Source organism: Streptomyces sp. RG80, from assembly GCF_040446465.1.
Taxonomy (GTDB): Bacteria; Actinomycetota; Actinomycetes; order Streptomycetales; family Streptomycetaceae; genus Streptomyces.
This window is the reverse complement of the sequence record NZ_JBEAAJ010000025.1, coordinates 24,883-36,580: the sequence shown is the minus strand read 5'-3', so window position 1 is coordinate 36,580 and position 11,698 is coordinate 24,883. Positions and strand designations below refer to the sequence as shown.

The 11,698-nt window shown below is 70.9% G+C and carries 9 protein-coding genes; 5 read left to right on the top strand and 4 right to left on the bottom strand.

The window, feature by feature from the left end:
• The 3 genes from ABKA17_RS47440 to ABKA17_RS47430 form a co-directional block, all read right to left on the bottom strand.
• A partial coding sequence (locus tag ABKA17_RS47440) for a biotin/lipoyl-containing protein (protein ID WP_353698706.1) occupies window positions 1-766 on the bottom strand: 766 nt, incomplete at its 3' end.
• Between the two features lie 68 nt (window positions 767-834).
• Window positions 835-2,223, bottom strand: a complete 1,389-nt coding sequence (lpdA, locus tag ABKA17_RS47435) for a dihydrolipoyl dehydrogenase (protein ID WP_353698705.1) — start codon at window positions 2,221-2,223, stop codon at window positions 835-837.
• 304 nt (window positions 2,224-2,527) lie between these two features.
• Complete coding sequence (locus ABKA17_RS47430; RefSeq protein ID WP_353698704.1) at window positions 2,528-4,057, bottom strand: leucyl aminopeptidase; 1,530 nt, start codon at window positions 4,055-4,057, stop codon at window positions 2,528-2,530.
• Between the two features lie 344 nt (window positions 4,058-4,401).
• Here ABKA17_RS47430 and ABKA17_RS47425 point away from each other — a divergent pair, with 344 nt between their 5' ends.
• From ABKA17_RS47425 to ABKA17_RS47405, 5 genes are all read left to right on the top strand, one after another.
• On the top strand, window positions 4,402-6,429 hold the full coding sequence (locus tag ABKA17_RS47425; protein WP_353698703.1) for a hypothetical protein: 2,028 nt from the start codon (window positions 4,402-4,404) through the stop codon (window positions 6,427-6,429).
• Window positions 6,430-6,546: 117 nt separating this feature from the next.
• Window positions 6,547-8,067 carry a GT4 family glycosyltransferase PelF gene (gene pelF, locus ABKA17_RS47420; RefSeq protein ID WP_353698702.1) on the top strand — a complete coding sequence of 507 codons (1,521 nt, stop codon included), beginning with the start codon at window positions 6,547-6,549 and terminating at the stop codon, window positions 8,065-8,067.
• Window positions 8,064-9,476, top strand: coding sequence for a hypothetical protein (locus tag ABKA17_RS47415; RefSeq protein WP_353698701.1), 1,413 nt, complete (start codon window positions 8,064-8,066; stop codon window positions 9,474-9,476). Before pelF ends, ABKA17_RS47415 begins: the two co-directional genes overlap by 4 nt.
• Window positions 9,473-10,108, top strand: a complete 636-nt coding sequence (locus tag ABKA17_RS47410) for a spherulation-specific family 4 protein (RefSeq protein WP_353698700.1) — start codon at window positions 9,473-9,475, stop codon at window positions 10,106-10,108. Before ABKA17_RS47415 ends, ABKA17_RS47410 begins: the two co-directional genes overlap by 4 nt.
• A complete protein-coding gene (locus ABKA17_RS47405) occupies window positions 10,105-10,881 on the top strand; it encodes an endo alpha-1,4 polygalactosaminidase (protein WP_353698699.1) in 777 nt (258 codons plus the stop codon). The genes ABKA17_RS47410 and ABKA17_RS47405 overlap by 4 nt, the downstream gene beginning before the upstream one ends.
• On the opposite strand, the gene ABKA17_RS47400 is transcribed toward ABKA17_RS47405, so the two are convergent.
• On the bottom strand, window positions 10,878-11,675 hold the full coding sequence (locus ABKA17_RS47400; protein WP_353698698.1) for an adenosylcobinamide-GDP ribazoletransferase: 798 nt from the start codon (window positions 11,673-11,675) through the stop codon (window positions 10,878-10,880). The genes ABKA17_RS47405 and ABKA17_RS47400 overlap by 4 nt on opposite strands.
• Between the last annotated feature and the right edge of the window lie 23 nt (window positions 11,676-11,698).

Below are 11,698 nucleotides of genomic sequence, written 5' to 3'. Positions count from 1 at the left end.
CGGCGACCGGGGCCGGCGCAGCCGCGGGCGCGGCGGGGGCAGGAGCCGGGGCCGGCGGGGCCACGGGAGCGGCCGGGGCGGCGGGCGCGGGAGCCGGGGCGGCCGGAGCCGCAGGGGCAGCCGCGGCCGGAGCCGCACCCGGGGCGCCGATGACGGCCAGCTTGGCGCCGACCTCGGCGGTCTCGTCCTCGCCGACCGTGATCTCGAGCAGCACACCGGAGGTGGGCGCCGGGATCTCGGTGTCGACCTTGTCCGTGGAGACCTCGAGCAGCGGCTCGTCGGCCTCGACGGAGTCGCCGACCGACTTCAGCCAGCGGGTGACGGTGCCCTCGGTGACGGACTCGCCGAGCGCGGGCAGGACGACGTCCGTGCCCTCGGCGGAACCGGCGCCGGCGGCGGCCTCGGCGGTGGGAGCGGGCGCCGGGGCGGCCTGCTCGGTGGAGGGGGCGGCAGCGGCCGGCTCCGGAGCCGCGGCGGGCTCGGGGGCGGGCTCGGCGGCCGGGGCCGGAGCGGCAGCCGGCGCACCGGTGCCGTCGTCGATGACGGCCAGCTCGGCGCCGACCTCGACCGTCTCGTCCTCGGCGACCTTGATGGAGGCCAGGATGCCGGCGGCGGGGGAGGGGATCTCGGTGTCGACCTTGTCGGTCGAGACCTCGAGCAGCGGCTCGTCGGCCTCTACTCGCTCACCCTCGGCCTTCAGCCAGCGGGTGACAGTGCCCTCGGTGACGCTCTCGCCGAGCGCCGGAAGGGTTACGGAAACCGCCATGGTTTCGGTTGCTCCTTACGAATTGCGGAAGTCTGTGGTCGTCGCTGGGGCGCTTCTTCGACCGAGGGTCAGTCGTGAGCGTGCAGCGGCTTGCCGGCCAGGGCCAGGTGGGCCTCGCCGAGCGCCTCGTTCTGCGTCGGGTGGGCGTGGATGAGCTGGGCGACCTCGGCCGGCAGCGCCTCCCAGTTGTAGATCAGCTGGGCCTCGCCGACCTGCTCGCCCATGCGGTCGCCGACCATGTGGACGCCGACCACGGCACCGTCCTTCACCTGGACGAGCTTGATCTCGCCCGCGGTGTTCAGGATCTTGCTCTTGCCGTTGCCCGCGAGGTTGTACTTCAGAGCGACGACCTTGTCCGCACCGTAGATCTCCTTGGCCTTGGCCTCGGTGATACCGACGGAGGCGACCTCCGGGTGGCAGTAGGTCACGCGGGGGACACCGTCGTAGTCGATCGGGACGGCCTTGAGGCCGGCCAGACGCTCCGCCACCAGGATGCCCTCGGCGAAGCCGACGTGCGCGAGCTGGAGGGTCGGGACCAGGTCACCGACGGCGGAGATGGTGGGCACGTTGGTGCGCATGTACTCGTCGACCAGGACGTAGCCGCGGTCCATCGCGACGCCCTGCTCCTCGTAGCCGAGACCGGCGGAGACCGGGCCACGGCCGACGGCGACGAGCAGGACCTCGGCCTCGAACTCCTTGCCGTCGGCCAGGGTGACCTTGACGCCGTCGGCGGTGTACTCGGCCTTCGAGAAGAAGGTGCCCAGGTTGAACTTGATGCCGCGCTTGCGGAACGCGCGCTCGAGAAGCTTGGAGGAGTTCTCGTCCTCGACCGGGACCAGGTGCTTCAGGCCCTCGATGACGGTGACGTCCGCACCGAAGGACTTCCAGGCGGAGGCGAACTCGACGCCGATGACACCGCCGCCGAGGATGATCGCGGACTTCGGTACGCGGTCCAGGACGAGGGCGTGGTCCGAGGAGATGATGCGGTTGCCGTCGATCTCCAGGCCCGGCAGCGACTTCGGCACGGAGCCGGTCGCGAGGAGCACGTGGCGGCCCTGGACGCGCCGGCCGTTGACATCGACGGAGGTCGGCGACGACAGCCGGCCCGCACCCTCGATGTACGTCACCTTGCGAGAGGCGACAAGACCCTGGAGGCCCTTGTACAGACCGGCGATCACGCCGTCCTTGTACTTGTGGACCCCGGCGATGTCGATGCCCTCGAAGGTGGCCTTGACGCCGAACTGCTCGCTCTCGCGGGCCTGGTCGGCGATCTCGCCCGCGTGCAGCAGGGCCTTGGTGGGGATGCACCCTCGGTGCAGGCAGGTACCGCCGACCTTGTCCTTCTCGATCAGGGCGACGTCAAGCCCCAGCTGAGCCCCGCGCAGGGCCGCGGCGTACCCGCCACTACCACCGCCGAGGATCACTAGGTCGAAAACGGTGCTGGCGTCGTTCGCCACGTCACGTCCTCCATGCATGTGCGCCGTACGCCGGTCTCCAGTGACCGCGCGGCGGCTGGTGTCCGGCCGCTCTTTCTTCGGCCCTGTGGTGGGGGCCCTGTCCTGCCGAGCCCATCTTCGCACTTGTCGAGACCGAACGAGACGCGGGGCCGGGGTGTGAGACACCACACGCTCACATGTGAGGACAGCACAAAGTGAGATACCTGGGGGCTGACGTACCCAGGGGCGCGGGGAACTGCGCGACAAGCCACAACGGGCCCGCAGCCGCCCACGCCCCTAGAACACCCGAGCTCTCAGGCGAACGTCACCCCAGGTCACCCGCGGCAGTCAGCTCCGCCAGCCGCACCAGCGTCCGCACCGCCGTACCCGTGCCGCCCTTGGGCGTGTACCCGAACGGCCCGCCGTCGTTGAACGCGGGGCCGGCGATGTCCAGGTGCGCCCAGGTGATCCCCTCGCCCACGAACTCCCGCAGGAAGAGCCCGGCGACCAGACCGCCACCCATCCGCTCACCCATGTTCGCGATGTCCGCGGTGGGCGAGTCCATGCCCTTGCGCAGGTGCTCCGGCATCGGCATCGGCCACGCCGGCTCACCGACCTCCTCCGCGGCCTCGTACACCGCCGTACGGAAGGCGTCGTCGTTGGCCATGACACCGAACGTCCGGCTGCCCAGCGCCAGCATCATCGCGCCGGTGAGCGTCGCGACGTCCACGATCGCGTCCGGCTTCTCCGCGGAGGCCGCCCACAGCGCGTCGGCCAGCACCAGCCGGCCCTCCGCGTCGGTGTTCAGCACCTCGACGGTCTTGCCGCTGTACATCCGCAGCACGTCACCCGGCCGCACGGCGGAGCCCGACGGCATGTTCTCGGCCAGCGCCAGCCACCCGGTGACGTTCACCTCGAGGCCGAGGCGCGCGACGGCGACGATCGCGGCGAACACGGCGGCCGCGCCACTCATGTCGCACTTCATCGTCTCGTTGTGACCGGCAGGCTTGAGCGAGATGCCGCCCGAGTCGTACGTGATGCCCTTGCCGACGAGCGCGAGGTGCTTCTTGGCCTTGGAGGAGGTGTACGACAGCTTCACCAGCCGCGGCGGCGTCGCCGAACCGCCGCCGACGCCGAGGATGCCGCCGTAGCCGCCCTTGAGGAGCGCCTTCTCGTCGAGCACCTGCACCTTGATGCCGTGCTCCTTGGCCGCGGCCTGCGCGACGGCCGCGAAGGCCTCCGGGTACAGGTCGTTCGGCGGGGTGTTGACCAGGTCACGGGCCCGGTTGAGCTCCTCGGTGACGGTGAGGGCACGCTCGACGGCCGCCTTGTACGCCTTGTCGCGGGGCTTGCCGCCGAGCAGGGCGACCTCGGCGAGCGGCGCCTTGCCGTTCTTCGTGGCCCCATCTGTTCCGGCGGTCCCCTTGTAGGCGTCGAAGGAGTACGCGCCGAGCAGCGCGCCCTCGGCGACCGCGCCGGCGTCGGCGGCGTCCGTCAGGGGCAGGGCGAAGGCGGCCTTCTTGGCGCCGGTCAGCGCGCGGGCGGCGGCACCGGCGGCGCGGCGCAGGGACTCGGAGTCGAACGAGGAGTCCTTCTGGGGCTCCGGGCCGAGCCCCACCGCCACCACGAGCGGGGTCTTGAAACCGGCCGGCGCCGGCAGCTTCGTCACCTCGCCCTCGGCGCCGGAGGCACCGAGGGTCTCCAGGACGCCGGCGAGCTTGCCGTCGTAGGCCTTGTCCACGGCTTCGGCGCCGGGTGCGACGACCGGCCCCTTGGCGCCCTTGGCGACACCGATCACGATCGCGTCGGCCCGCAGGCCGGGCGCCGCGGCGGTGCTGAGAGTGAGAGCAGTCACGGTGGTGAAATCTCGCTTCCGATGTGAAGTTCAGTTGGCCGAGTGTGGGTGGGTCGACCGGGCCCGACAGCCGACCCTAGATCTGCGTCAGGGGGCGGCATCGACCGGGGCCTTCACCCCGTCGATGAACACCCGGACCGAGCCTACGCTCGCGCGGCTCGTTCGCTCATTCCTACGGTCGTTCACCTGTGAGTGGCGTCGTGGCCACTTCTCAATCCTCACTCCCGGTTACCTCGGCCACACTCGTCGTGTTCCGGCGAGTTGCTCGCTCGCCGCTTTGCATGATTTCCACTGATCCTCCTTGGATTTACCACAAGGGGATCTTCTGGGGGAGGACACACACAATGGCGCAGATTGCGCACAGATGGAGGGGCGCGACCGCTGCCCTGACAGCCGCCGGTTTGGTGGCGTTGGGTCTCGGAGCACCAGGCGCGGCGGCCGCGACGACGCCGCGCATCGATCTCAAGGTCCTGGTCGTGGACAACGGCGACAGCCCCGTCCAGGCCATCACCGCCCAGCTCAGAAGCACGGGCATCCCGTACACCACCGTCGACCTGAACGCCGCGAACCGCCCGGTCATCACGGCCGCGTTCCTCAGCGACACGGTCAACGGCACACCCCGGGCCAAGTACCAGGGCGTCGTCCTGCCCAACGAGGCCCCGTTCGGCGCCGGTTCGGCCGAACAGACCGCGCTGGAGGCGTACGAGAAGACGTACGGCATCCCGCAGGTCGACGCCTACACCTGGGCCCACCCGGGCGTCGGTCTGGAGTACAGCAGCTACTCCGGTTCGCTGGACGGTCAGGAGGCGGGCGTCACCACCGCCGGGAAGTCGGGCTACTTCGGCTATCTCGACGGCGCCCTCACCTTCGAGGACAACTCCCCGTCGGTGATGGAGAGTTACGGCTACGTGGCCACCCCCGGCACCGGCTTCACCAGCTACGTCGACACGGCGGTGCCCGGTGGCCCGGGCCGCGGCAGCCTCGTCGGCGAGTACGTCCACGACGGGCGCCGCGAGCTCGTCGTGACCTTCGCGTACAACCAGTACCAGCAGCAGTTCCGGGTGCTGGCCCGCGGCATCGTCGAGTGGCTCACCCAGGGCGTGCACCTGGGGCAGGCCCGCAACTACTTCGCCGTCCACGTCGACGACGTCTTCGCCCCCGACAGCCGCTGGGACACCGGACGCAACTGCACCCCGGGCGACTTCGACTGCGCGGGCGGCGAGGGCGAGGGGACCACGCCGATCCGCATGACGGCGGCGGACGCGCAGTACGCCGCCCAGTGGCAGCAGGAGCAGGGCTTCACGCTCGACATGGTCTACAACGCCGGTTCCGGCGAGCAGTGGAAGACCGAGAACGGCGGCACGGACGCCCTGGCCGCCCAACTCCTCGCCGACAAGGCCAAGTACCGCTGGATCAACCACACCTACACGCACCAGTTCCTGGGCTGTGTCCAGGACACCTCGACGGTGCCGTGGAGCTGCGCGAAGAACACCGACGGCTCGACCAAATACATGAGCCGGGCCGACATCTCCGCGGAGATCCGCAACAACTACAACTGGGGTGTCACCAAGGGCCTCCCGATGACCCGCGGCGAGCTGGTCACCGGCGAGCACTCCGGTCTGAAGACGCTGCCGCAGCAGCCCGCCGACAACCCCAACCTCGCCGGCGCCCTCGCCGACAACGCCATCAAGTGGACCGCCTCCGACAACTCCCGTGAGCCGGACCAGCGTTCCATCGGCAGCAGCACGAAGACCGTGCCCCGCTACCCGATGAACGTGTACTACAACGTCGGCACCGACGCCGAGATGGTCGACGAGTACAACTGGATCTACACCTCGGCGGCCGACGGCGGCAGCGGCATCTGCGAGAACAACCCGTCCTCCACCTGTCTGCCCGACCCGCTCGACCCGGCCACCGGCTACCGGTCGTACATCGTCCCGATGGAGGCCCGCACCGCCCTCGGACACGCGATCGGCAACGACCCGCGCCCGCACTACGCCCACCAGTCCAACCTGGCCGAGGACCGGACCCTCTACCCGGTCATGAACAAGGTCCTCGGCGACTACCGGGCCCTGTTCGCCGACAACACCCCGATCCAGAACCTCACGCAGACCGCCATCGGCACCGAACTCCAGCGCCGCGCCGCCTGGCAGGCCGCACTGGCGAGCGGCAAGGTCACGGCGTACCGCGTCGGCACGACGGTCACCGTCACGGCCCCGAGCGGAACACAGATTCCCGTGACGGCCCCCGAGGGCACAAAGCAGCAGCAGCTGCTCGGCACGACCACCTTCGGTACGGCGTACGCGGGAAGGCGCTCGGCCTGGACCACGCCGGCGGCACTGCAGTCCGCCTTGACTCTCAAGCTGCCGTAGGGGGAGCGCCCGTCAGGGGCGCGGGGAACTGCGCGACCAGCCACAACGCACCCGCAGTCGGCCACCATCGCGCAGTTCCCCCCACAGATTCCGCAAACAGGGGGGAACCGCACGCCCATGCGTTCGGGCAGACACGTCACCATGCTCACCGAAGGCACCTACCCACATGTCCACGGCGGCGTCAGCACCTGGTGCGACCAACTCGTCAAGGGAATGCCGGAGGTCGACTTCCACATCCTGTCGCTCACCGGCAGCGGCCGCGAACCCGTGACCTGGGAGCTGCCGCCCAACGTCTACCGCCACACCTCGGTGCCGACCTGGGGCCCACGCCCCGGCCGCAAACACGCCCCGTACGGCAGAGCGAGGCGCCGCTTCATCGACGCGTACGAGCGTTTCCTGCTGTCCTTCCTGGACCCGGAGACCCCCTGCGACTTCGGCGAGGCTCTGTACGACCTGGCTCGACTAGCCCGCGACGAACGCCTGTCGGCGGCCCTGCGCACCGAGGCGGCCCTGCGTTCGCTGATGTGGATATGGACGATGCCGCACCTCCAGACAGCCGAGGCCCGCCCCACCGTCCACGACGCACTCACCGCGACCGACCTGCTGGAGCACGCGCTCAGACCGCTGGGCGTCCGCATCCCCGAGGACTCGGTGGCACACGCCGTGAGCAGCGGCCTCGCCACGCTACCCGCCCTCGCCGCGCACCAGCTGGACGGCGTGCCGTTCCTCCTCACCGAGCACGGCATCTACCTGCGCGAGCGCTACCTCGGCTACAAGAGCGACGCCCAGCGCTGGCCCGTGAAGGCGTTCATGCTCGGCTTCTACCGCGAGCTCAACTCGCTGGGCTACCGGGCGGCCGACCTGATCACCCCCTGCAACCAGTACAACCGCCGCTGGGAGGAGCGCGGCGGCGCCGACGCCGACAAGATCCGCACGGTCTACAACGGCGTCGACCCGGCCGCCTTCCCGCACGCCGGCCCGGAACCCGAGGTCCCGACCCTCACCTGGTGCGGCCGCGTCGACCCCATCAAGGACCTGGAGACCCTGATCCGGTCCTACGCCATGGTCCGCGCCGAACTCCCGGAAACCAGGCTGCGGTTGTTCGGCCCGGTTCCGCCCGGCGGCGAGGAGTACCGCACCCGCCTGGAGAAGCTGGCCGCCGAACTCGGCGTCACCGACGGCCTCACCTTCGAGGGCCGCATCAGCGAGGTGTGGCGGGCGTACGCGGCCGGCCACGTCGTCATGCTCTCCTCCATCTCCGAGGGTTTCCCCTTCTCGATCATCGAGGCCATGTCCTGCGGTCGTACGACGGTGTCGACGGACGTCGGGGGAGTGCGGGAGGCCGTCGGCGACACGGGGCTCGTGGTGCCCCCGCGCGAACCGGAGAAGCTGGCGGCGGCGGCCCTCACCCTGCTCCGGGACGACGAACGCCGCCTGAAACTGGGCGAGTTGTCGCGACAGCGGGTGATCGACCGCTTCACGCTCCGCCGTTCCGTGGACAACTTCCGCACGATCTACCAGGAGCTCGCCGGTATGCCCGAGGTCTACGAGCCCACGCTCGAAACCGTCGCCGACTGGACCCTCGAACTGCGCGACCCCTGGTACGCCGCGGTCGCCACGGACGGAACCGGCTGGTGAGCGGCTCCGTCTGGCTGCCCCCCGGCGCCCGCCCCGACACCGTGCCCGGCATCCCCGGACAGCGCACCCCGAGCTGGGCCCGGCCCGACCCGGTCGACGAACTCGCCGAGCGCCTCGACGACTTCGTCGCCGCGGCCGTCCACCCCGACGAGATAGCCGCGCTCCTGGAATCCGACGGCATGTCCGACGACCAGATACGCGAGCGGTACGGCGTCAAGAACTCCTTCGCACTGGCCGAGGAGCTCTACGAGCGCAACGACCGCCGCTACCCCGAACCGGACGGCCCCTTCCACGACCCCTGGCAGGTAGGCCTGTTGGGCTGCTTGCTGCGGGGAGTGGTCTTCGCCCTTCCCGGCCTCGCCTACGTCCTCGGCGCCCCACTGCTGACCGGCCCCCGGGACTTCGGCCTCCCGGCGGGCACGATCCCCCTCCTCGCCGGCGCCCTGGTCGGCTGGACCTGGAACCAGGGCCTGGCCCACCGTGCGTACTCCTGGCTGAGCCTGGGCGACCGCGAGGCGGCCAGACGCAGCCTGCTCCTGGGAGCGCCGGTGGGAGCGGTGCTGGGCTCTCTGGTCGCCCTACTGGTCGACCCGGTGGCCTTGGCCTTCGTCGCAGGCCAGTCTGTGTACCTGGGTGCATCGACGGCCCTCCTGGTCCTCGGCCGTGAACGCGCATTGCTGCTGGCCTTGTTGCCGATGTCGGCGGGCGCGGCTCTGACCTTGGTGCACACCGTGCCGACGGCGGTGAGAGCAGCCCTGCTGCTGGGCTCCCTGGCGGCTGTGGTGGCTCTGGGGCTACGTGAAGTCGCGCCGAGGAGGAACGAACCCAAGGGGCGCGGGGAACTGCGCGACAAGCCACAGCGATCCCGCAGCCGACAAACGACGATGGGCCCCCGACTCCTCTCCTCTCTCCCCTACGCCCTCTTCGGTCTGGGAACGGGCGTCCTGGTCCTCTATGCAGCCCTGGGCGAAGCGCAGGCCGCCGTTGCCCTGACCCTCAGCATGGGCCCCGCCGAATACTTCCTCCACCGCTTCCGCAGCGGCAGCCTCGCGGGCCTGCGCAACACCAGCACCGCGAGAGCCTTCTGGCGCACGACAACCACCACGCTGATCGAGTGCCTGACCCTCTATCTGCTCACCCTCCTCGCCCTGGGCCTCGCCATGTCCACCCTGTCACCAGGCCTGCTCGTGCTGGGCGTGGTCCTCTGGACCGGCCTCCTCCTCCAGTCCTTCGGCGCCATCCTCACCGCGACGACGGTCTGCTGCGCGGCGGCCCTGGCCCAGACCCTCGCCCTGCTGACCCACACGGGCGACCCGCACTGGGTCGCCCTGACCGTCCACGGCACGGCAGCCGCGGCCCAGGCCGCCCTCGTCTGCGCCCTGTTGGGAAGGGCGACGGCCCACCGATGAGTACTCTCCTGGTCCCGTACTACGAGCACCCCTCCGTCCGCCCCGCCGAATGGGACGCCATCGTCGCCGCGGCACCCCGTCTCTACGGCGTCGTCCTCAACCCGGCCAGCGGCCCGGGCGACGCCCCCGACGAGGCCTTCGCCGAGGTCGCCGCGAGGCTGCGGGCGGCCGGAGTACGGGTGTTGGGGTACGCCGACACCGACTACGCCCGCCGCCCGCCCGCCGACGTGGCCCGCGACCTCGCGCGCCACCGAGACTGGTACGGCACGGACGGCGCCTTCCTGGACCAGGTCACCTCGGGACCCGAGGGGTTCGCCTACTACCGGCGGCTCGCCACCGCCGTCCGCGGCACCCTCGCCCTGAACCACGGCACCACCCCGCACCCCTCGTACGCCCGCGTCGCCGACGTGCTGGTGACCTTCGAGGGCACCTGGACGACGTACCGCCGACAACCCCCGCAGCCGTGGCGCGGCGGCATGGACGTCCGGCTGTGCCACCTGGTGTACGGCGTCCCGGAGGGCGTCGAGTTGGGGGCGGCGGAAGGGGTGGATGTAGATCTGTACTGCGCGGTGCCGGGGGTGGGAGATCATCCTTGGGGTACGTTGCCCCACACTCTGGAGCCCGCTCGGTGAGACGCGTTTTCTGGCTGGTCCCCCTCCTTCTGCTGGCCGCCTGCACGACGAGCCCCGACTCGAAACCCGGTCCACGCTGGCAGCCGGCCCCCGGCCTCGACTGGCAGTGGCAGCTCAGCGGCCGCACGATCGACACCTCCGTCGACGTCCCGGTCTACGACATCGACGGCTTCGACCAGCCCGAGTCCACCGTCACCGCCCTGCACGGCAAGGGCCGCAAGGTGATCTGCTACCTCTCCACCGGCGCCTGGGAGGACTGGCGGCCCGACGCGAAGAAGTTCCCCAAGTCGGTGCTGGGTCGCGGCAACGGCTGGGAGGGCGAGCGCTGGCTCGACATCCGGCAGACCGACGTACTGGAACCGCTGATGGCGGACCGCTTCGACATGTGCCGTGAGAAGGGCTTCGACGCGGTCGAGCCCGACAACATGGACGGCTACAAGAACCGCACCGGCTTCCCCCTGAGCGCCGCCGACCAGCTCCGCTACAACCGTCTGATCGCGAAGCTGGCCCACGACCGGGGCATGGCGGTGGGCCTGAAGAACGACCTGGACCAGATCCCGGAACTGGTCGACGACTTCGACTTCGCGGTCAACGAACAGTGCGCCCAGTACGACGAGTGCGAGGCCAACACCCCCTTCATCAAGGCGGGCAAGGCCGTCTTCCACGTGGAGTACGAACTGCCCACGAGCCGCTTCTGCGCGAAGTCACGGCAGCTGAAGCTGAGTTCGATGCTGAAGAAGTACGAACTGGGGGTGTGGCGCCGGGCTTGCTAGGACCCGAAGGTCAGGACCACGAGCGCGGTCGTCGCCGCCGTCTCCGCGAGCCCGCCGAAGACGTCCCCCGTGATCCCGCCGAAGCGCCGAGTGCAGTGCCGCAGCAGCAGTTCGGCGACGGCGAGGGCCGCGAGAATCGCGGCGCACGCCCGGACGGCGTCGTACGTCCCGAACAGCGCACCCGCACCCGCCGCCGCGAGCAGGACCAGCGCGGCGACGACCAGGGCGCCCACCCTCGGCACCACGCCTGCGACCGCCGCCCCCAGCCCCTCCGGCCGGGCGGGCGGCACCCCCGCGCGGGCCGCCAGGGTCAGCGCGAGCCGGGCCGTCGCCGCCGCGACGACGGCGGCCAGAGCGCCCTGGGCCCACGACTCGTCGTACGCCTGAGTCAGTGCCGCCACCTGTGCGAGCAGCACGAAGACGAGCGTGATCACCCCGAACGGACCGATGTCCGACTGCTTCATGATCCGCAGCGCGTCCTCCGCGGGCTTGCCGCTGCCGAGGCCGTCGGCGGTGTCCGCGAGGCCGTCCAGATGGAGGCCCCGGGTGAGGGTGGCCGGCACGGCGGCGGTGGCGACCGCCGCGAGCAGCGGGCCCGCGCCCAGGGCGAGCAGCAGGACGCCGACCAGCGCCGCGCACGCGCCCACCACCAGCCCGGCCAGCGGGGCGCACAGCATCCCCCCGCGGGCGGCGTCACGGTCCCAGCGGGTCACCTTGACCGGGAGCACGGTAAGGGTGCCGAAGGCGAAGCGCAGGCCGTCGGACCAGGGAGTCGAGGAGGAGGGCGCGGGCACCCGGCGAGGTTACCGGGCGGTCA

Coding starts and splice junctions, on each gene's coding strand:
- ABKA17_RS47425 (WP_353698703.1), top strand. CDS start 4,402: ATGGCGCAGATTGCGCACAGATGGAGGGGCGCGACCGCTGCCCTGACA.
- pelF (WP_353698702.1), top strand. CDS start 6,547: ATGCGTTCGGGCAGACACGTCACCATGCTCACCGAAGGCACCTACCCA.
- ABKA17_RS47410 (WP_353698700.1), top strand. CDS start 9,473: ATGAGTACTCTCCTGGTCCCGTACTACGAGCACCCCTCCGTCCGCCCC.